This window comes from Bradyrhizobium septentrionale, assembly GCF_011516645.4.
Taxonomy (GTDB): Bacteria; Pseudomonadota; Alphaproteobacteria; order Rhizobiales; family Xanthobacteraceae; genus Bradyrhizobium; species Bradyrhizobium septentrionale.
Genome location: NZ_CP088285.1, coordinates 704,689 through 726,323, shown reverse-complemented (window position 1 = coordinate 726,323; position 21,635 = coordinate 704,689). Strand labels below are relative to the sequence as shown.

13 protein-coding genes and 5 pseudogenes are annotated in these 21,635 nt (G+C 60.9%); 9 read left to right on the top strand and 9 right to left on the bottom strand.

The genetic code is table 11. The features are described 5' to 3' along the window. The first annotated feature begins 3 nt into the window (after positions 1-3). Positions 4-510, top strand: a complete 507-nt coding sequence (locus HAP48_RS05360; protein ID WP_224496917.1) for a hypothetical protein — start codon at positions 4-6, stop codon at positions 508-510. An 827-nt stretch (positions 511-1,337) separates the two neighbouring features. Here HAP48_RS05360 and HAP48_RS05355 read toward each other — a convergent pair. After that, positions 1,338-1,880: pseudogene (locus tag HAP48_RS05355) on the bottom strand (IS66 family transposase); the annotation flags it as partial. Between the two features lie 682 nt (positions 1,881-2,562). On the opposite strand from HAP48_RS05355, the gene ltrA reads away from it, so the two are divergent. Continuing rightward, complete coding sequence (gene ltrA, locus HAP48_RS05350; protein WP_224496549.1) at positions 2,563-3,807, top strand: group II intron reverse transcriptase/maturase; 1,245 nt, start codon at positions 2,563-2,565, stop codon at positions 3,805-3,807. Positions 3,808-3,895: 88 nt separating this feature from the next. Here ltrA and tnpC read toward each other — a convergent pair. From tnpC to HAP48_RS49920, 3 genes and pseudogenes are all read right to left on the bottom strand, one after another. Next, positions 3,896-4,944 (bottom strand): annotated as a pseudogene (gene tnpC, locus HAP48_RS05345) (IS66 family transposase); the annotation flags it as partial. 73 nt (positions 4,945-5,017) lie between these two features. Next, positions 5,018-5,362, bottom strand: coding sequence for an IS66 family insertion sequence element accessory protein TnpB (gene tnpB / locus HAP48_RS05340; protein WP_165125830.1), 345 nt, complete (start codon positions 5,360-5,362; stop codon positions 5,018-5,020). Beyond that, on the bottom strand, positions 5,359-5,706 hold the full coding sequence (locus HAP48_RS49920; protein WP_029085231.1) for a transposase: 348 nt from the start codon (positions 5,704-5,706) through the stop codon (positions 5,359-5,361). The genes tnpB and HAP48_RS49920 overlap by 4 nt, the downstream gene beginning before the upstream one ends. Before the next feature lie 304 nt (positions 5,707-6,010). Here HAP48_RS49920 and HAP48_RS05330 point away from each other — a divergent pair, with 304 nt between their 5' ends. After that, positions 6,011-6,238: a hypothetical protein gene (locus HAP48_RS05330; protein ID WP_029084570.1), complete on the top strand. Its 228-nt coding sequence runs from the start codon at positions 6,011-6,013 to the stop codon at positions 6,236-6,238. A 444-nt stretch (positions 6,239-6,682) separates the two neighbouring features. Here the strand turns inward: HAP48_RS05330 and HAP48_RS05325 are convergent, their stop codons facing one another. Then, positions 6,683-6,829: a hypothetical protein gene (locus tag HAP48_RS05325; protein ID WP_165123002.1), complete on the bottom strand. Its 147-nt coding sequence runs from the start codon at positions 6,827-6,829 to the stop codon at positions 6,683-6,685. Between the two features lie 860 nt (positions 6,830-7,689). Here HAP48_RS05325 and HAP48_RS05320 point away from each other — a divergent pair. Continuing rightward, positions 7,690-8,787, top strand: a pseudogene (locus HAP48_RS05320) (IS256 family transposase); the annotation flags it as partial. 273 nt (positions 8,788-9,060) lie between these two features. On the opposite strand, the gene HAP48_RS05315 reads toward HAP48_RS05320, so the two are convergent. After that, a complete protein-coding gene (locus HAP48_RS05315; RefSeq protein WP_224497085.1) occupies positions 9,061-10,278 on the bottom strand; it encodes an IS110 family RNA-guided transposase in 1,218 nt (405 codons plus the stop codon). 267 nt (positions 10,279-10,545) lie between these two features. Between HAP48_RS05315 and HAP48_RS05310 the strand changes: the two are divergent. Further along, positions 10,546-10,788 (top strand): annotated as a pseudogene (locus HAP48_RS05310) (IS256 family transposase); the annotation flags it as partial. A gap of 652 nt (positions 10,789-11,440) precedes the next feature. Here the strand turns inward: HAP48_RS05310 and HAP48_RS05305 are convergent. The 3 genes and pseudogenes from HAP48_RS05305 to HAP48_RS05295 form a co-directional block, all read right to left on the bottom strand. Beyond that, the gene (locus tag HAP48_RS05305; RefSeq protein WP_156928992.1) at positions 11,441-11,767 is read right to left on the bottom strand and encodes a hypothetical protein; all 327 of its coding nucleotides are present in this window, start codon (positions 11,765-11,767) and stop codon (positions 11,441-11,443) included. After that, entirely contained in the window at positions 11,764-12,045 is a 282-nt protein-coding gene (locus HAP48_RS05300; protein ID WP_165125850.1) for a helix-turn-helix domain-containing protein, read from the bottom strand. The genes HAP48_RS05305 and HAP48_RS05300 overlap by 4 nt, the downstream gene beginning before the upstream one ends. A 92-nt stretch (positions 12,046-12,137) precedes the next feature. Further along, positions 12,138-13,244, bottom strand: a pseudogene (locus HAP48_RS05295) (IS630 family transposase). Between the two features lie 467 nt (positions 13,245-13,711). Between HAP48_RS05295 and HAP48_RS05290 the strand changes: the two are divergent. The 4 genes from HAP48_RS05290 (at position 13,712) to HAP48_RS05275 (ending at position 21,577) form a co-directional block, all read left to right on the top strand. Beyond that, entirely contained in the window at positions 13,712-18,370 is a 4,659-nt protein-coding gene (locus HAP48_RS05290; protein ID WP_166214507.1) for a hypothetical protein, read from the top strand. A 101-nt stretch (positions 18,371-18,471) separates the two neighbouring features. Further along, on the top strand, positions 18,472-19,581 hold the full coding sequence (locus HAP48_RS05285; RefSeq protein WP_224496916.1) for an ABC transporter transmembrane domain-containing protein: 1,110 nt from the start codon (positions 18,472-18,474) through the stop codon (positions 19,579-19,581). A gap of 39 nt (positions 19,582-19,620) precedes the next feature. After that, positions 19,621-20,196 carry an ATP-binding cassette domain-containing protein gene (locus HAP48_RS05280; RefSeq protein WP_338028995.1) on the top strand — a complete coding sequence of 192 codons (576 nt, stop codon included), beginning with the start codon at positions 19,621-19,623 and terminating at the stop codon, positions 20,194-20,196. Positions 20,197-20,221: 25 nt separating this feature from the next. After that, positions 20,222-21,577 (top strand): HlyD family type I secretion periplasmic adaptor subunit, encoded by a 1,356-nt coding sequence (locus HAP48_RS05275; protein ID WP_166214508.1) that lies wholly within the window; start codon positions 20,222-20,224, stop codon positions 21,575-21,577. The last annotated feature ends 58 nt before the right edge of the window (positions 21,578-21,635 follow it).

Here is a 21,635-nt window from a genome sequence, read left to right as displayed (position 1 = left end):
GCTTTGTGCTTCGAACAGTGGCTGTCGGGTCGTGGCGGACACGAAGCTGCCGAGACGGCCGCGGGCATGGAACAGGTCAGGTCGTTCCTGCTGAAAGACGGCATGTCTCGCTTCATCCCCGCCTGGGAAGAGAATGCACCGAAGGGAATGCCGGCCCGTGACGTTGCGGGCTTTCGCGAACAGATGGGCGATGGCTTGGACTTCTACGTGACCCGCGTCATTCTCCGGCCGTTCGATCGGCGGGAAGCCTTGTCCCTCAGTGCCGCAGCCAAGCTCGCTGGCCGATCGCACTCCACGTTGCGGAACTGGTGCGAAGAGCACGGCATCGGAAGGCGGATAGCGGGGGGCAATTGGGCTGTTTCCCGTGTCGCTCTTCAGATGCTCCTCGACGGAGAGGCCGAAGCGCTGTTCGAGTACCACATGGGGAATCGTGACCATCCGCTGGTTGCTGTATATTTCGAGCGGGCCGGCCTCAAATGTCTAATCTCGCCAAATCGGGTACTGTCCTAGGCCCTCGCACAGGCGAATTAAGATTGTGACGCCTCAACCGTTGGGCGCCGCCTACTCAGCCCGGGGCTCGGGCGAGGTAATTAATTTCGCCAAGGGCGTGTCTGGCTGATTTAGGATGGCAAAAAAAGTGAGCGGACATGATTAAGACCGCAATGGGATGGCTGGAATTACCGCACTGGCTCATCATCGCGGGAGCCGCGCTGATGGTGGCGGCCTGTTTGGCCTTGTGTGATCAGCCGCCGACAACGGACAAAGGCCTAGGACGTCGGCATCGAATGTCACCAAAGCAAATACGAAGAGACCGCTGACGTTGGACAGCGGTCTCCCGGCCCGGATTGAAGATTCCTTGGAGGCAAAATCCTACCCCGGGGTCTGCGCTTATCAAGCGCCAGCGCGGGGCCGTTATGGAGTCGAAATGCTGGTTGCACTCAAGGGAACAAGTGTGACGTTGCGAGAGCGACACACACCCAGTGCGTTCGTCACGGCTTCCGGCCCTGCATAAGCCTCACCACGGCCGACGCCACCAACGCAAAAACGACGACAATGGCAAGCGCTTCAACGGACCATGTGCTCAAAACCTCCAACATCGGGCTGAGTCTCTCATCTGGCCAGGCCGCCCTTCCGTCAATTTAACCCATCAAAACGACCTGCCCTCTGCGACAAATCGCATCGAGTCGAGCGCCTAACTTTCAGAAATCGGGCTTAGTGCGGCAAGCGGCGTGGCCGGCGCAGTGCACGTTACGCCTAACTGGCACGACATTGGGGGCCGCGCGCCATTTTCAGAAAACTGGAGATCGTGAGCAGCGTAAGCGGCAAGCTGAGGCCGTTCACGCGGCGTGGTTCCATGGCATAAGCGCCTCGATCTGGCTGCTCGGCCAGCCGTTGGCGATGCGCTGAAGCGTGAGGGTGAGCCAGGCGAACGGATCGACGTTGTTCATCTTCGCTGTCTGCAGCAGTGTCGCGATGGTCGCCCAGGTTCGTCCGCCGCCGTCGCTGCCAGCGAAGAGGCTATTCTTTCTCGTAATTGTTTGTGGCCTGATGGCGCGTTCGACGATGTTGGAGTCGAGCTCAATGCGGCCGTCGGTCAGGAAGCGCTCGAAGATGGCACGGCGCGAGACGGCATAGCGGATTGCCTCGGCCAGTTTTGATTTGCCGGAGATCCGCCGCAAGGTCTGCTGCCAGAGATCAAAGAGATCTGCGACGACCGCCGCGGAGGCTTGCTGACGCGCGGCAACGCGTGCGTGGGGACTTTGACCGCGCACGGTCTTCTCGACCTGCCAGAGCTTTGCCATCCGCTCGACCGTCGTCGTTGCCACTTTCGAGCTTCCTGCAACATGCAGCTCGTAGAACTTGCGTCTGCTGTGTGACCAGCTTGCGTCAGGATAAGTCCTGGAAAGGAGGAAGAATGTGACCTGAAACCTTTCAACGTGACCCAGAGGGTTCGACGCCCTCGCGGCAAAGGCGGAGCCCGCCAGCCGGAAGCGAGTCTTGCATGGGTGACGGCAACGTCATTCGTGAAGCGTAGACAGCGGGTACTGAAGCCCTGTGGCAGCCTCGAAATCATGGTCGTGCTGAAGCCTTCGCCGTGTTGGATCCGGGGGCAGCACTGGGAAAGCCGCTATGGTCAGGCTTACCGGTTCGGCCGGGGTCTCAGAGCAGGGCAAAGGTACGGGATGGGCCACCAGGAAACCTGAGAGGTCCCGTTTGTGTCCACATGAATCGGCCGGACAGGAGCACCGGCCTGAACAATGCTCCGGGCCCGATGACCGACTTGGCGAACATCGGGAGCGCAGACGCGAACACGAAACACCAAGGCATGTGGAATCCCGAGGCGAAGACATAAGCTGACGGACATGCGCGGCGGGAAGTCGTAGCGGCTTCGTAGTACCGAGGAAGGCGGGGAACTGGGCTCACCGGGACCCGCTGGAGGGAAGGGAGCCGTCACGCGTTAAGACCCATTGACGAGAAACACGGGAGGGAACCCTGAGTCCCGCAAACCTGTCCACGAAACGACAATGGATAGCCGATCTGGCGAGGCAACATCCCGAGCGGGTGCTGACCGCGCTGCATCACCTGATCGACCGTGAATGGATGCTCGAGGCTTATCGTCTGACGCGCAAGGATGGCGCGCCCGGCGTCGACGGCATGATGGCGACGGACTATGAGGCGAACTTGGAGGTCAATCTTGATGATCTCCTGGCGCGCATCAAATCCGGCCGTTACATCGCGCCGCCGGTGCGACGGCACTACATCCCCAAGGCGGATGGCACGGAACGGCCGCTGGGCATCCCGACACTGGAAGACAAGGTGGCGCAGCGGGCGATTCTCCTGCTGCTAGAGCCGATCTACGAGACGGACTTCTTGCCGTGCTCGTACGGGTTCCGATCGGGACGATCGGCCCATGACGCCCTGCACGCTCTACGTACCGGGTTCATGGAACAAGGGCTGCGCTGGGTGGTGGACGTCGATATCTCGAAATACTTCGACACCATCGACCACGCACACTTGCGCCGATTCCTCGACCAGCGAGTCACGGACGGTGTCGTCCGGAGGATGATTGATAAATGGCTGAAGGCGGGGGTGCTCGAAAAGGGCATCCTGCGCCGCACGACTGTTGGAACGCCCCAAGGCGGCGTGATCTCGCCACTGCTTGCAAACATCTACCTGCATTATGTGCTGGACGAATGGTTCGAGCAGGTGGCGCGACCGCGGCTCAAGGGGCGGTGCCAACTGGTTCGATACGCTGATGATGCGGTGATTGCCTTTGAGGACCACCTGTCCGGCAAGCGATTGCTGAACGTGTTGGCCAAGCGGCTTGATCGGTATGGGCTTCAACTCCATCCGACCAAGACTCGCTTCGTAGACTTCCGGTTCAAACGCCCAGGCGGGCGTCATCCTGCGACGGCGGGGACCACGTTCAACTTCCTTGGCTTCACCCACGTGTGGGGTCTGTCGAGGCAAGGCAAGAATGTCGTCCGTCAGATAACGGCAAAAGACCGTTACGCACGCGCGCTGGCTTCTGTGATGGAATGGTGTCGGCAAAACCTGCACTGTTCGTTCAGGGAGCAGCACGCCCATCTGTCACGGGTAATCCGGGGGCACTGCGCCTACTACGGCATCTCCGGAAACGGCCGACGCATCAGATGGTACCACCACCAAGTCACGCGGATATGGAGGAAATGGCTCGCACGGCGTGGCCGCCACAGCAATCTGCCGTGGACGCGCTTCCGGGCCATGCTCGCGCGATACCCACTGCCAACAGCCAAGATCGTCCACCAATATGCTGCCGTCTCGTGAGCGAAGCTTGCGCGTGAAGAACCGGATGCGGGTAATCCGCTCGTCCGGGTCTGTGAGGGGCGGGGATGGCAACACCCCCGCCTACTCGGCAGCCAGCCAATGTGATGCCATCATTGCCGCGATCGGCGCGCGCCAACTTGTTATAGGCGGCATAGCCATCCACTTGCAGGATGCCCCGATAACCATTGAGATGGCGGACCGCGCATTCGCCGGAGCGGCTGTCTTCGAAGCGATAAGCCACCATCGGGGGACCGCTGCGGCCAAAGGTGCGGTCATCTCTGGCATAGGCCCATAAGTAGGCCGTTTTCGTCGATCCGGAGCCGGGAGCGAGCGTCGGCAGGGTGGTTTCGTCGGCAAAGACCCGTTCGGCCTTCTTGACCTCGCTGAAGATGTAGTCGGCCATGATCTCGAGCTCGAAGCCGAGCTTGCCCATCCATTGCGCCATCAGCTGGCGGTCGAGCTCGACATGATCGCGCGCGTAGATCGCCTCCTGCCGGTAGAGCGGCTGCCATCGGCGTATTTGGCGACCGCGATCTGGGCCAGAAGCGCTTCCGTCGGAATGCCTCCTTCAATGATATGGGCCGGAGCCGGCGCCTGGATTACGCCGTCCGCGTTCTTGAAGGCATACTTGGGACGGCGCGTGACGATCACACGGAACTTCGCTGGCTCCACATCCAGACGCTCCGACACGTCCTCGCCGATCACCACCTTCTGCTTGCCGGCATGCTCAGCAAGGTCTTCCGGCTCAATGACGGTTTCGATCCGTTCCAGATGGGGCGCAAAGCCCTTGCGCCGACGCGGTGCACGCTTGCCATCCGCTTGCTCACGGCCCTTGCTGACCTGGGCCTTGATTGCAGCGATGCCGGTCTCAATTTCCTCGAAGACAAAGGCCTGCTGTTCATCGTCGCCGTTCGCAGAGCCGAGCTTTTCCGATCGTCGGCCGAACCGGGCGCGGTCGAAGGCCTTCAGGATCTGCGTCAGCCGCTCGATACGCGCATCGGCATCGGCGTTGCGCACCCTGAGATCGGCGACTTCGCTCTCCAGAGCATCGGCGCGGGCCGCCCTCTCGGCCAGGGCAAGCACCATGGCTCTCAGCGTCTCTACGTCATTCGGGAGGTTGAGATCGGGCGGCGTCATTGGCCCGACCAAGCACATTTTGCCCCGGTTCTCTTGCCTTTTCAGCTCACTGATTCACTTCGCCGCAGCGCTTTTACCCAACAATCTCCGGCGGCTTGACCGCCACGGTCCGGACCCGCTTCCAGTCCATTCCATCCACCAGTGCCATCAACTGCGCAGGATTCATCTGCACCCGATGATGCCCGATCCGCGGCCAGCAGAACTTCGCCTTTTCGAGACGTTTTAAATAGAGGCACACGCCGGAGCCATCCCACCATACGATCTTTATTCTGTCGGCTCTTTTGGCCCGGAAGACATAAAGCGCACCGTCGAACGGATCTGAGCCCGCATCGCGCACAAGCGCAACCAGGCCATCGATACCCTTGCGGAAGTCGACTGGATGGCTGGCGAGGAACACCTTCACGCCCGAGGGAATCATGCCGAACGCACCGCCCGGATCACTCGCTGCAAGTGCGCCTCGTCGACGTCCACGCCGGCACGCACGACGACCTCGCCAATGGCAATCTCAATCACTGTGCCTGCCACAGACGCCACCACGCCCTCGCAACTCGAGTGCCGCGAGCGATAATGCCGCTCGGCCCGAGCATCACGGCGCCAAGCGAACAGCTGCGACGGGTGAATGCCGATCCGGCGGGCGATCGCCGAGACGCTCGCGCCAGGCTCCAGCGCCTCTGTCACAATTTGCGCCTTGAACTCGTCCGACCAGCGTCGGCGAAGCTGCCGCGGCGCTCCCTCAAGACGGTCGGCGACCGCTTCGATCATATGGAAGGTTCTAGTTCCAGAACTAGGCGCAGACATAGAAGCTCACATCGGCTCACAAACTCAGCAGCCGATAGCCGATCGCTTACCACTCCGCCAGACGGGGTTTCTTTGCCGCTTACTGAGCAGCCTGCTCCCAGCGCGTCTCAAAAGCCCAAGCGTGAAAGAAGGACGCCACCGCTTCAGGTTGGAAGAAGACCATCCAGATAACCACCATGGTTACAAGGCCGAGGTTCCTCCGCAGGAACGGAACCAAATAAGGTATTGCCGCTTTTGCTATTTGGATTGTTTTCTGGAGAGGATGCGAATGAGCTACTTCGATAAGCTTCGTAAGGGATCGAGGCTGCACCGCACTACAATCGTCGATGATCGTACATTCTCAATCCAGCCCGCCGGTAATGGTTCGAACGACCTAGGTGCTTTCCAGCGCGTGGCTCAAGACACTGTCCACCACGAAGGCGAAGACGGATATCGGATACCGCTTAAAAATCTTACAGGCTCAATCTACGATCTCCTGGTCATTAAGCGAGATTGACGACTGATGTTCCGAATTCGCTTCGACAGCTAACCAGCGCCCCCAGCGCCGGACGTTAGTCACAGCGCCAGGGATCGCTACTCCCAGGGGCTGAGGAGCGACTGCGAGCTGGAACGCCGACTCTTGCCGTATCGATTCGTTCCTACGAACAACGATCAGCGAGCTACCCCCTCCGAGGTACGAAACGATTGCGCGCCTGCGCAGTATTCTACTCGTCAGGATTTTGCACTTTACATCCTGGGGCTAGAGCCAACGCTGCCCGTGTGTATTTTAAACGGGCAGCGTTGAGCCCGAATTCTGGGATTTGTATGACATCTCGGCGCACCTCAAATGCACCGCCTGCAGCAAGGTCGGCTGGGTCGACACGCGTCTCGATGGGGTGAAGTGATCAATTTCGCCAAAGGCTTCTCTGGCTAGACAAGGCCCACTCCAAAGAAAGAAGTCTCAGATCATGGCGCCGTACCAAATCACGAGCGCGAAGATCACCAGCAAGACGATGGTGATGATCTGTTCACCGACGGGTATCGGTTGTTTGTCCATGACCCGCGCCGAATCGAAACGGCCTTTAAAGCAAAGCTTGATCGATTGCATCCACGATTACTGAACCAACTCAGCTGTCATTTGAATACGGCGACGACGTCGATGATGACGAAGAGGCCGCCAACTGAGGCGCCCTTACTAATGGGCGGCTTTTGGTGCCGGGCCTTCTCCGTTTGACTTGCTCAATCAGAGGCCGGATTAGATGTTTAAAAGCAAGGCCGAGACATGTGATCAGCACCAAGATCGGCCAGTATGCCAAAATCGCAAGAGCGGCCAACCATGCCGGGCTGCGCTGCTCCCGCCAAAAATACACCGACGCTGCGGTGATGTGGGCCGCGACTGTTGCGGCCCAGATGGCTAGCGCGACGTTGGCCGCCTCACCGAGTGTCACCGCTTCCCACGCGGCTTCAATCGGCCTTGAAGGCGCGTTTTCGCTTGTCATAGTTTGCGCGGCCTTCCCACATTGCCCGCTGGTAAGCCCCACGGAGTCAGCTCGAAAAGGCTAACGAGGGCTGACGGTACTGCATCAGCAGTGGATCGGGACCCTACCCACTCTGGGGGGCCGTACTTTTTGATGGCGACAGAAATCCCTGTATGGCTTAAGCCCGCAAAGCCACCCTTTGATCTCGTCCGATTCCATCGGGTCTTCAAGCGCGCCCACTGAATGATGAGGCAACGCGGCGGCATTCGGGCATCCGGCGCACTTCGGAAACTGAAGGGCACACCAATTGTCTCCGGGGCATTTCGATAGATGCCTAAAGCAATTGGCCCAAGCGGGCTCGGATATGCGCATACGTCACCGCATTTAACGCCGAGCTATCGCTGAAAGTTGGTGACGGCGGGAATCGGGAAGGCGGCATATCGTGGGGGTGCTTGACGCCTCCACTTCTCCACCGAAGGAGCGATATGCCGTGGCCAAAGATAACATCATCAAGTTGATTCAGCCAGGAAACGTCGACGATCAACTCACCGAAATCTTGCGCAATGGGGCGCGTGCTCTGTTGGCCCAGGCGGTCGAGGCCGAGGTCGCGGACTTTCTCGGCAAGCATGCCGATTTGAAGACTGCGGACGGCCACCAGCGCGTCGTGCGCCACGGTCACCTGCCGGAACGCGAGGTTATGACCGGTATCGGTCCGGTCGGCGTCCGCCAGCCGCGTGTACGCGATCGCGAGGCGGAGGCTACCGATCCCGACCGCATCCGGTTCTCTCCGTCGATCCTGCCGCCCTACATGCGCCGCTCGAAATCGATCGAGACGCTGCTGCCGATCCTTTACCTGAAGGGTATCTCCACCGGCGACTTCTCCGAGGCTCTGGCGGCGCTGCTCGGCAAGGATGCTGCCGGGTTGTCGGCATCCGCCATCGGCCGTCTGAAGGACGGTTGGCTTGACGAACACACCGCGTGGCAGAGGCGCGATCTGTCGGCGAAGCGCTACGTCTACATCTGGGCCGATGGCATCCATCTCCAAGCACGCCTCGAAGACGAAAAGCAGTGCATCCTGGTGCTGATCGGCGCGACGCCGGAAGGCCGCAAGGAACTGGTCGGCTTCACCGATGGCGCCCGCGAGAGCGCGCAGGACTGGCGCGATCTGCTGCTCGACCTGAAGCGGCGCGGGCTCGGCGTGCCACCGCGGCTCACCATCGCCGACGGCGCGCTCGGGTTCTGGAAGGCCGCCGGCGAGGTCTGGCCGAAAACGCGCGAGCAGCGCTGCTGGGTACACAAGACCGCCAACGTGATCGCCAAGTTGCCGAAGAGCCAGCAGCCTAAAGCCAAACGCGCGTTGCAGGAGATCTGGATGGCCGAAACCAAGGCCGCCGCCGAGCTGGCGTTCGACGCCTTCATCGAGAGCTACACGCCCAAATACGAGAAGGCGGCCGACTGCCTGAGCAAGGATCGGGACACGCTACTGGCGTTCTACGACTTCCCGGCCGAACACTGGAAACACCTGCGGACCACGGATGAGATGGACAAGCGATTTTTTCATGACCGAGATGACGATTGCAGAAATCGCGTACGTCCATTCTTTTGTTCGGCTGCGCCGCGGGCCATTCTTCCGTCCCGGCCACCGATCTCGCAGCCGCCGCGCGCAGGGGCGGTCAAGGCTGGCCGCGTTTGCGGCCACCGCAAGGCTTGGCCTTGACCGGCCCGAGCACGGCGGCATGCTGGCGTGGAACGGGACTGCATTCCTGGCTGGCCCTTGCCGTCAGGCGGGATTATCCTTGGTGGGCGCGGGCGACCTCGTGGCGAAGCGTGGCGCATCGGCTGCAAGCGTCACCGGGCTGCCCTATTTTGTCCTGCCGAGCTGAGGCGCCCGCGCGCCGGTTTTTGGCCGCCGTGGTTTCCATTGCGTCACCAAGCGCTCGTAGCTTTGCTCTGCCTGGGCGGCAATCAACATCTCGCGGTCGCGCAATGCCTTGATGTTGTAGGCATACGCTGGCCCACGCCGGCTGCCTTTCTGTTGCGGATGTCCGGCTTGAAGCTGCATCGCGCGGGTCTTGATGGCGACCAGTGCCGGGCGCGCCCACAGGTAATCCTCGCCCTTCGTCAACAAATGCCAGCAAAGCACGGTGAGCTTCCGGGCCACGGCCACCGCGGCGATCTGATGGCCGCGCCGGGCGCGGATGCGCAGGAAAAACGCATGCAGTGGACCGGGCGCCTTGGCCGCTGCCCAGGCCGCCTCGACCAGCATGGCGCGCGCGTGACTGCGGCCGATCTTGCTGATGCGGCCGTGATGGGCGGCGCCCAGTCCGGACTGCCGCACCCGCGGGTTCAGCCCGAAATAGCTCACCAGCTTCTGCGGGCTGTTGAACCGGCTGATGTCGCCGATCGCCGCCACGATGCCGGCGGCGACCGCCAAGTTGACGCCGGTGATCGTCATCAATCTGTTGACCGCGGAATCGTCGATGGCGTCCTGCGCGATCTCGCGGTCGAGCAGGGCCAGATCTTCCGCCAGCCGGTCAAGCTCGCGGACGTGCCGATCGATCGCCGCGCGCTCATCGTCTGGCAACGGTTGAGCGGCCAACCACGCCCGGCCGCGGCCGTTGAAAAGATCGGCATGCGGGCACTTCGGGATCAGGTGCGCGTGCAGGATCGAATGCACCTCGTTCTTGAGCCGCGTGCGATGCCGCACGAGCTGGTAGCGCCGCGCCACCAGCCGACGCTTGCGTTCGGTCTCCGCGTCAGGCGTCCAGATCTGCGGCAGGTACCCGGCCGCCTGCAGACTGGCGAGCGTGCCGGCATCGATCTTGTCGGTCTTGACGTGAGCCTGGGCGATCGCCTTCACCTGCAGCGGATTGGCGATAATCACCCGTGCCACGAACGGCGCCAGAACCCGCGACACCGCCATGCTGTTGGCGGTCGCTTCGACCACCACCTCATCACTGGCCAGCAGGGTCTTGCCAAATCCCTCCAACGCAGTCCGCGTCATATCAATGCGGCCCGCATGTCTGAGCCTGCCGTCCTCCCAAACCACCACCTCCCCGAAAGTTCGGTGGACGTCGATGCCAATCACCCGTCGCATTCGCACCTCCTGCCAATCAGAATACATGACGGGAGCTACGGGCGACACGACAACTACGGATTCGCGCTCTCAGCGCAACCGGGCGAGTCGCAGAGGCGGCCAGCTACTAACTCGAGCTCGCGGCTCATCGTATGCATCGGCCTGCCCGCACCTTCGTGCTCCCGGTGCCTCTGTCCCGATGGTCGCACCATACGCTACGATCTTGAATATCGCAGCGGAACATCGGCACCGAGAAATCTCATACCGGTTACCAATCCCATTGAAAGCACCTTCGCTACCGTGCGCCACCGCACGATCCGATCGAAGGGCTGCCTGTCCAACACGACCGCCCTAGCAATGGTCTTCAAATTGCTTGAGGGCGCACAGAAAAGCTGGCGACGGCTCGACGGACACAACCAGTTGCCAAAACTCGTTCTCGGTGTGACATTCAACGATGGGATCGAGGTCATCGCCAAACCGACTGACCGTCAGCCCATAACCGCCGCCGCCTGACCGGCCGCGCCGTCACCAAAATTTGGCGATAGCTCTTTAACGGCGGGAGCACAACACTCTCAGTCACCGGCGACGGCCGAACCGGAGCCCGGTGATAGAAAACATCATTAACTAGTTTTGGGTGAGAACCTTTGCGGTGGATCAAACCCAGACCACTGAGGGTTAAAATAGGCTGGCACCCACCAATTTCCCCGAGCGGGAAGACCTCCTATGCATGGTTAAACGTCCGTTCACCCGAGCCGGCATGGGGTGGCTCGCAAAATCAACAGAATGAACAATCTTCGGATGATGATCTTTGACCGCAAAAGCCGCGGACCTCGCATAGACCAGTAAAGCGGCAGTCTCTTAGGCTCGCAGCACGTTAGATGCATGCGAGGATAAGAATGCGCAGCAAGTTTCTTCGTATGATCGGCTTAGCGACGGTCACTGCTTCGCCGTTACTTCTGTTGGCGTCCTTGGCTTTGGCCGCCGGCACCGTCCCTGGCTTCAGTCTCACCCCGCAATTCGACCTGACCGGCAAGGCTGCGCCTGGCTGTCGGCTCTTCGTGATCCAGGCCGGCACAGTCGCGACGCCTCAGAACGCCTATTCAGACTCGGGTCTGACGCAACTCCTACCGAACCCGTTGACGTGCCACGCAGCGGCTCGCTTGCCTCAGTGGTTATTGCTGATGGCGCCATAAAACTCAGATTGACGGATCGCGGCTGCTCGCGGTGCTTGGAAACCAGCCCTTCCAGTCCCATCAGGTAGACGTAGCGGAACAGGTCGGGGCCGATCTCGCCCTGCTCGAAGTCGCTGGAAGATCCCGTCGACGCGACGCGCTAACAGCCGCACCAGGTTGATCTTGGGCATCGATAGCGACAGTTTGCGATGATCCTCGCCGCCTTTCGCCAGGATATCGAAGGCGTAGAACTGCATCTCGTCATGTACTTGCGGGACTGATATGCCGTCGACGCCGAGCACGGCCTCGCCGTCAATCACGAAGGACGTGTTCCGGTTTCGCAGCGCGGCGTCCCCGATCGCGGCTCCCAAAGCCCTCCCAGCCGATGCTCGGCAAAGCGCCGACGCCACTTGCCGACCGTGTCCGGATCAATGCCCAGGCGGGTCGCCACGACCTTGCTCTGCTCGCCTACGGCACAGGCCAGGATGATCCGAGCCCGCAGCGCCAACGCCTGAGCCGTGCTTCGGCGCGACGCCAGCGACGTCAACTCAGCGCGTTCCACCTCATCGAGCCCCAGCGAGGCAAACCGTCGACCCATGACCAATCCTTCCCCAAATCAGGAGAGTCCGCCATGATCGAGCCGATTTGGAGTCTGCCGAACTTATGATTCAGGACACTAGTCACGTGAATCTAAAGTTCGCCACATAATGTCTGTTGGGCTTTGTGGCAGAAGCGTTTGACGGAAGCCAAAATCTGGTCTGCGGACTTGGTCCATTTGAAGGGCTTCGGGTTTTGGTTGTGCAGGTCGATGAAGGTCCGGATGTCGGCCTCGAGCTGCCTGACGGAGGTGTGAACACCTCGCTGGATTTGCTTTCTGGTGAGTTCAGCGAACCAGCGCTACTGATTGATCCACGACGCGGAAGTCGGCGTAAAATGGACATGATAGTGAGGCCGGCGGGTGAGCCACGCTTTGATCTTGGGTGTCTTGTGGGTGGCGTAGTTATCCATAACGATATGGACATCGAGGCCTTCAGGAACTTGAGCATCGATCTCTTTTAAAAACTTCAAGAACTCGACTGCTCGGTGGCGCTTGTAGCATTTGCCGATGACGAACCCTGAGGCGACATCGAGCGCGGCAAACAGCGAGGTCGTACCATGCCGCACATAGCTGTGCGTACGACGTTCCGGCACGCCAGGCATCATCGGCAAGACCGGTTGCTCGCGATCAAGCGCCTGGATCTGGCTTTTCTCATCGATGCTGAGGACAAGGGCTCGGTTCGGTGGGGACAGGTAAAGGCCGACGATATCGCGCACCTTGTCGACGAACAGTGGATCGCTCGACAACTTGAATGTCTGGCTACGGTGCGGCTGCAAGCCGAACGCCGACCACATTCGGCGGATCGTGGTGTGGGAAAAGCCAGTCTCCGCAGCCATCGAGCGGATCGACCAGTGCGTCGCGTCGGCTGGCGTAGTCCGCAGCGTTCGCTCGATCACGGCTGCAACCTGATCGTCGTTGATGGTGCGAGGGCGGCCAGGGCGGGCCTCGTCGAGCAGGCCATCACAGCGATCCGTCAAAAACCGGCGGCGCCACTTGCCAACGGTGTGCTCGTGGATGCCGAGTTCGGCAGCCACGGACTTGCTTGGCAACCCGTCCGCACGCCGCAGGATCGCGCGGCATCGCTCAGATAGCGACCGGGCAATACGATGACGACGAACTTGTCTCTCCAAGTACGTCCGCTCCTGCGCACTCAGCACCAACGGCTCGATCGGCCGGCCTCTCACACCCGCATTCGCCACAAGCGCTCTCCTCTATCGAGAGAGATTCGAGCTATCATATAATGTGACGAACTTGCGTTCCAGATGACTAGGAAGAGAGCCGCTTAAGTGAGTTTCCGGATGTCAGTCGGGCCCATTTGTCCAAGAAGCGAGCCCACTCGATTGACTGGGGCGCGGAATTCGTCTGTGGCGGCGCATGGCCTCTTTGGCGATGGCTGAGACCCAGCGCTCTCAAGGAATGTGAGACGAAGTCTGACACGCAACAGGGATTCCCGTTGGACAGGCTTGCTCCTTTTGCATTTTAGTATGCCGTCAACAAGAGGCAGGTCACCCGCCTTGTCGAAGTCAGATCAATCGCAGCATTTCGAATCCCGCGATAATTCGGCGCGACGTCGGAAGGATATTGTCTCCGTGCATCAGGTCATGCGGCCTCGCAACGTCATAGCCATGGCGAAGGAAGACGCAAAACGGTTTGAGGGATCACACAAATGGCGGCAACAATTGGAAACTTGACGCTCGATGGGCGATTCGCCGATTGGTCGCTGAATGACATTGTCGAGAGACCGGGAAACACTGTCGCCAATTATCAGGTCTATGGCGCGCTCGTTGACGATGCGACCGGCAAGAACTATGTGGTCGGCATCAACGCGGCTGTCGCGACCGATCCGGTCATCGCCGCTAATACCTCGATCTATCTCAATACGGATCAAAATGCTGCAACCGGATATTTGGTTTTCGGCAGTGCAATAGGGGCTGAATATGAGGTGAAGTTCCTGCTCGACGCGAATACCGTGCTTCAACCCTACCTGTACTCGCGCACATCTGCCGGCACAGAAACCCTGCTCAACAAGGGCGCGCCGCTCAATTTCGGCGTTTCCAGCGATGGCGAAAGCGTCGAAGTCGCGATCCCGCAGGCGCTGCTGACGCCGACCGGCGGTCCCGCACCCACCTCGATCAACTTTGCCGCGTTGATCAATAACGGAGAGGTGGCTCTGCCCGGCGATTTCACCAACCCGCAATACGTCATCACCGATCCATCGACGCTGGTCCCGGTGGATCACACCATCAAGAAGGTCGGCATCGTTTTTTCCGCGACCACCGCCGCGCTGTATTTCGGCGGCTCGGCGGCTGGTCAAACCGCTTATGCCGATCTGTTCATGGCGGCGCAGCATCAGGCGGCGGCTGCCGGGGTCTCCTATGACCTCCTGACCGAGGCCGACCTCACCAATGTTGCCAAGCTCTCGCAATACAGTGCGCTGATCTTCCCGGACATGGAGAATGTCCAGTCGAGCCAGGTCGCCTCGATCGTGAGTGCCTTGAGCCATGTGGTGTACGGCTATCACGTGCCGATCATTACGGCGGGCAATTTCCTGACCAACGATGAGATCGGGGCGCCGCTGCCGGGCAATTCCTACGCCAACATGCAGGCGCTGCTGGACGTGACGCTGGGCGGGTTCGGTACGGCAACCTATTCGGTAACGGCAGATCCCGCGGCGCTTGCCAATCACAATCCGATCATGGCCGGCTACGCGGCCGGCGAACTCATCGGCGGCGCCAGCGGTCAGTTCGCTGGGACGCCGGCGGGCTACTACACCAACACGGGATACCAGACCTTCTCCGGCGTCACGCAGCCGGCCACGACGCTCGCGGATATCAACGTTCAGGGCGGAGCCTCTGTCGCCGGCGTAGTGCAGACGACCACCGGCGGCACCAACACCTTGTTCGCGACCACCGGCCTGCTCGGCGACAGCAACCTGCTGCAGCACGCCATCCAGAATGCGGTGTTCGGCACCACGCCGAGCCTGTCGCTAGATACCTCCCGCATGGCCGGCATCGTCGCCTCGCGCACTGATCTGGACCAGTCGCAATTCCGGTCCGACGTCTCGCCGGAAGGCGGCCAAGCCGGTATCTACGACCTTCTGATCCCGATCCTGCAGCAGAGGAAACAGCAATATAGTTTTGTCGGCACCTACTACGCCAACATCGGCGACAACGCCAATCCGAACAACGAGAACTTCACCAACTGGGCGGTTTCCGCACCCTACTATCGGTCGATCGTCGCGATGGGCAGCGAGATCGGCAATCACTCCTATACCCACCTCATCAATCCACCGGTCTCCACCTGGAACGAGAACACCAACACGCTCTACGTCACGCCGCCAGCCAACGGTTCGGCGCCCAACTGGACCTTCAATTACGAGTTCGGACAATCGAAGACGATCTTGCAGCAGCAGATCGGCGTCGCGATCGCCGGTGCGGCCGTGCCCGGCGCCGCCGAGACCGTGAGTACGTCCCAGCAGATCATGCAGTACTACCAGAGCGTGGCGGGCGGGCTCACCGGCTACGTCACCGGCGGCTGGACCGGGGCAGGGGCCGGCTATCCCAACGCCTTTGGCTATATTGATCCGACCAATACCGGTTCGGTCTATATCGCGCCCAACATCACCTTCGACTTCACTGAAATCCAGTTTCAGAACAAGACACCCGAGCAGGCGCTGGCCGACTGGCAGGCGCTGTTTAATCAGCTATCGGCCAATTCCCAGGCGCCGATCATCGTATGGCCGTGGCACGACTATGGCGCTACCAATTGGGATACCAACGGCGCCGGCGGTGATCCGGGTTATACGACCCAGATGTTCACGGACTTCATCGCCTACGCCTACAATGCGGGCTATGAGTTCGTGACCATGGAGACGCTCGCCGCCCGCATCGCCGCGCAGCAGAAGGCGACGATTTCCGAAACCACCAATGGCAACGTCATCACCGCGACGATTACGCCGGATCCGACGGCGCCGGACCTTGGCGGGATGGCCTTGAACGTCACCAACGCCGCCGGTCAGGTCATTCAGAACGCCGGCAACTGGTACGGCTACGACAGCGACAGCATCTTTCTGCCGTACGGCGGCGGGACTTTCAAAGTCACCCTCGGCGCGACGCAGGACGATGTCACGCATATCGAGGCGCTGCCGATGCGCGCCGACCTCCTGTCTGTGACCGGCGACGGAGCGAACCTGGCCTTCTCGATGACAGGCGACGGCGTGGTCGACATTCACGTCAAGACGCCGGGCGCGAATATCGTCTCGATCCAGGGCGCACCGCTCGCCACGCTCAACGGAGCCGATCTGTCGCTGGTATTCAATGACGGGCTACTGGCGGTCTCTACGAGTTCACCACAGGGTGTGCAGGTTCAGCATAATGTCACGGTCTCGGACGGTGCGGCCGCTGTCGCGTCGAGCGGCAACGACATCTTCTTTGGTGGCTCGGCCAACGACATCATCAACGGTGGAGGTGGCAACGACGTCCTCAACGGCGGTGGCGCTACAAATACCGCAGTCTATTCCGGCATCGTGAACAATTACAGTTATACGCAGAATGCAGACGGCAGCGTTACCGTGGCCGACCTGCGTGCAGGTGCGCCCGACGGCACGGATACCGATATCAACATCCAGAACTTCCAGTTTGGCGACGGCCTTGTGCTGACTCAGGCCCAGTTGGCGTTTTCCGTTGTCATGGGAACACCGGGCAACGACGTCTTGACCGGCTCCGCCATTGCTAACTCAGGCCAGATCATCCTCGGGCTGGCAGGCAACGACACGCTGACGGCGGGCATCGGCGGCAACACCATCCTGGACGGCGCCGATGGCAATGACACGCTTCGCGACGCAGGTACAGCCGCTGCGGCAAGCCTCGTCGATACCATGAGCGGCGGAGCCGGCGACGACACCTACGTCGTGACAAGGGCGAATGATGTTATTGTCGAGCAAACCAATGCCGGTACGGACACGGTTCGCACCAACCTTAGAAACTATGTGTTGCCCAACAATGCGGAGAACCTCGTCTACACGGCCAGCGCCGGCATCACCGCCACCGGTAACGCGCTGGGCAACACGTTCAGTGGCTTTGACGGCACAAGCATTCTCAACGGCGGCGACGGCACCGATACCGCCTTGTTCACCGGCCAGTTCGCGCAGTACAGGGTCGCCGCAAATCCGGACGGCAGCCTCAGCCTGACCGATACGAGGGCAGGTTCGCCGGACGGCACCACGACCTTCAGCAATTTCGAGTTGTTCCAATTCAACGGCGGGCTCGTCCTGACGGCCGCGCAACTCGGTGGCAGCACGGGGATTCCACCGACGGCGGTCAACGGAACCACCGGCAATGACGCGCTGACGAGCTCGATGACGGGCGCGATCATTTCGGGGCTTGGAGGTGCTGACACCCTGACAGCCGGCGCGGCTAACCAGACGCTGGACGGCGGCGCTGGGGCGGACATTCTGAATGACAACGGCCAGAGCGGGATCAAGCTGCTCGGCGCCGCGGGTAACGATACCTTCATCGTGAGCAACCCTGGCACCATCATCGCAGAGTCCGCCAACAACGGCACGGACACCGTGCAGACGACGCTATCGACCTACCAGTTGCCAGCCAACGTCGAGAGGCTGGTCTATACCGGCAGCGAAAGTTTCACCGCGACGGCAACAGTGGCCGGCGAACAGATCACCGGCGGAGCGGGCGCCGATTCATTGGGCGATGCCGGTCTCGCCAATGTGGTCCTCAGGGGCGGCGGCGGCGCAGACACCTTCACCGTCACCAGTTCTTCGACCACCGTGAACGAGACGGCGGGCAGCACGAACGCGACCGTGATGACCACGCTCGCCAGCTACACATTGCCGGGCAACGTGCAGAATCTGACTCACTTCGGAACCGGTAACTTCACCGGCAATGGCAACGGTCTGGCGAACACCATCACAGGCGGCATCGGCAATGACACGCTCTTCGGCAATGGAGGCAAAGACCACCTGGAGGGCGGAGTGGGGAACGACAGGCTCTCCGGCGGCGACGGCGCCGATACGTTCGTGTTCAATCATGCCGGCTTCGGCAAGGACGTGATCACCGATTTCACGGCCAATATGACCAACGCCAACCACGATTTTCTGGAGCTATCGTCGTCCATGTTCGCCGCCGGTACGACCGAGACCGCCCTTGTCAATGGGGCGGCCCTCAACGCCGCGGGTGGGCCGGTTACTGTGGTGCAACAAGGCAGCAATGTGCTGATCACGCTGGATCCAACAGACACGATTACGCTGAATAATGTGACGTTGTCGATGCTCAAGGCCAGCGCCACCGCTGACATCCATTTCGTTTGATAGCTGACCAGCGGGAGAGAGGAGCAGCCGAGTAATTGCCGGACGCCGATCTATCAGTGCTCCGGCACGTGTCGTTTCTCTATTGCAATAGGTACAGGACATTGCCGAAGAAGCCGGGCGATCAGCCCAAGAACCAAACTTCCGATCTTGCCGGGGCCTTTGCGGGCTTTCGCGGTGCGATTCTGGCTGTTTCAGTGATATCGGGGATCATCAACCTGCTGACGTTGACCGGTTCCCTCTACATGCTTCAGGTCTATGATCGCGTATTGGCGAGCCACAGCGTGCCGACGCTGGTATCTTTGTCTGTCCTGATGTTCGTCCTGTACGCTTTCTATGGCGTCTTCGACCTGCTGCGCAACCAGGCATCGGGCCGCGCTGCGGTTCTGTTCGATCGCCGCGTCGCTGGCTCGGTGCAAGCCATGGCCGTCAACCTGCCCCTCAAAGGTGCGTCAAGATCGACGGCGCAGCAGCCGGTGCGCGATGTTGACACGATCCGTACCTTTCTCGCCAGCGGCGGTCCGGTCGCCTTCCTGGATTTGCCCTGGATGCCGCTCTATCTCGCTGTTGTGTTCTTGCTGCATCCTTTGCTCGGGGTGATGTGCCTTGCGGGGGTGCTGCTCCTCGTCCTACTCACGTTCCTGTCCGAATTGCTGTCGCGCCACGAGGTGCGGGCGAGCGCGCGCGCTGACGCCGCTCGTAAGGCGATAGCCGACGCCAACGCGAGAAATGCGGAGACGCTGCAGGCGATGGGATTCGTCGGCCGCGCCGTCCATCGGTTCGAAAGGGCCAACCAAAGTTATCTGACGCTGCAGGTCAAGGCGGGCGACGTGACCTCGAAGCTGGCTGCCGTCTCCAAGTTCCTGCGCTTGACGCTGCAATCGGCCATCCTGGGGTTGGGTGCGTACCTGACCATTCGCGGCGAAGTCACCGGCGGGGCAATCATCGCTGCCTCGATCACCACTTCCCGGGCAATGGCCCCGGTCGAGCAGGTAATTGCGCACTGGCGCAACTTTCTGGCCGCACGGCATAGTTTTGATCGGCTGTCGAAGATGCTCGACAGGTTTACGGTCGCTGCGTCGTCGTTGGCTCTTCCGCCTCCAGTCGAGCGGCTGACGCTGGCGAATGCAACGGTGTGTGTGTGCCCGGTACCCAACGTCCTGTTCTGTGCGACGTGGGTTTTGAGCTGCGGTCCGGCCAGGCGCTGGCGATAATCGGTCCCAGCGCGGCAGGCAAATCGTCGCTGGCGTGCAATTACCGGCGTGTGGCCGCTGCTGCATGGGTCCGTTCGCCTTGACGGCGCCGAGCTCGATGGCTGGACGTCCGACGAATTGGGCAAGCATATCGGCTATCTACCGCAGGACGTTACGCTGTTCGAAGGGACCATTGCAGAGAACATCTGCCGCCTCGAGGAGGAGCCGGACAGCCGGGCCATCATCGCGGCGGCCAAGGCCGCCGACGTCCACGATATGATCCTCCACCTTCCCGTTGGCTACGAGACCAATGTCGGCCCCGATGGCTCGGCGCTTTCCGCGGGCCAGCGCCAGCGCGTCGCGCTCGCCCGCGCGCTGTTCGGTGACCCCTTCCTGGTCGTTCTCGACGAGCCCAACTCGAACCTCGATGCCGAAGGTGAATGCGCGTTGTCAGCGGCAATCCAGGGCGTTCGGGACCGTGGCGGCATCGTGCTTGTCATTGCGCATCGGCCCAGCGCGCTCAACTCCGTCGATCACGTCGCCATGATCAATGCGGGGCGATTGAGCGCATTCGGCCCGAAAGACGAGGTGCTGAAGAAGGTCTTGGTCCATCCGGTTCGGACCGCTGTCAGTTGATGAGTTGAAACGGAGTGATTTCGGCATGACGGCTTCGGTTGTAGCCCTGAACAAAAACTTGCGGCGCTCGACAGGAGCCCGCCCGGCGGCTTCGCCGGTGGATGTCGCCGAGCTGCGGCGTCCACTTGCTACCGGCCTGGCTCTTTCCGGCCTGGTTGCACTTGCCGTTTTCGGTTGGGGCAGCGTGGCGACCCTGTCGGGAGCCGTAATCGCGCATGGGATCGTTGTGGTCGACGGCAGCAGCAAAAAGATTCAGCATCAGCAGGGCGGGGTGATTGGAGAGATTCTCGTAAGAGACGGCAGTCGCGTCTCCGCCGGTGATCTGCTGGTCAAGCTGGACGGGACGCAGGCGCGCGCCTTGCTGGGCATCGTCACATCGCAATTGACCGAGTTGGTTGGCCGGAAGACGCGCTTGGCCGCCGAGCGTGACGATCGGGACGACCTGGAGTTCCCACCCGGCTTCACAGCATCCGGCCAGGAAGCGGAGCGGGTCGCCAGCGGAGAGCGGCGGTTATTTCATGCGCGACTGGGATCGTTGAACGGACAGAAGGCGCAACTCGGCGAGCGGATCAAGCAGAACGAAGACGAGGTCAAGGGGCTGACGCTGCAGAACTCCGCCAAGGCCCGCGAAGTAGCGTTGATTCGTGAGGAGTTATCGCGAGTCAATGATCTCTATAAGCGAAATCTGCTGCCGGTAACACGCGTGCTAAGCCTGCAGCGCGACGAGACCCGGATTGAGGGCGAGATCGGAACACTGGTGGCGCAAATCGCCAAAATCGGTGGCGAGATCGCGGAAACGCGGCTCAAGATTCTCGCCGTTGACCAGAACCGCTTCTCCGACGCGCAAAAAGAGCTGCGTGAGGTCGAGGGCCGCATCGCAGAGCTGCAGGAAAGAAAAATCGCGGCTGAGGATCAGCTGCGGCGGGTCGAACTCAGGGCTCCGATCGACGGGATCATTCACGAACTCAGCGTCCATACCGTCGGCGGCGTGGTTAACCCGGCCGAACAGTTGATGCTGGTCGTTCCCAGCAGCGATTTATTGTCTGTCGAGGTTCATATCCCAAGTACAGATATCGACCAGCTGAAGATCGGACGGAAAAGCATGTTGCGATTCACCGCTTTCAACCAGCGCACGACGCCGGAGGTGGAGGGAGTGGTGACCCGGTTGTCTCCGGATGCCACCCAGGACAAGGAAACAGGACAGTTCTACTATACCGCTCGTATTACTCCCGACAGCGGCGAACTCGCTCGGCTTGCCGATCACAAGCTGCTTCCCGGGATGCCGGTCGACGCCTTCATCGAGACGTCAGCACGAACCGCGCTGTCATATCTGACGAAACCGCTCACAGATCAGTTCGAACGCGCTTTTCGCGAGCGCTGAAGGCTTAGCTGAAGAGTCGCCTCGATCTACAACGTCAGCTCTGCTTCGGTCGTTCTGG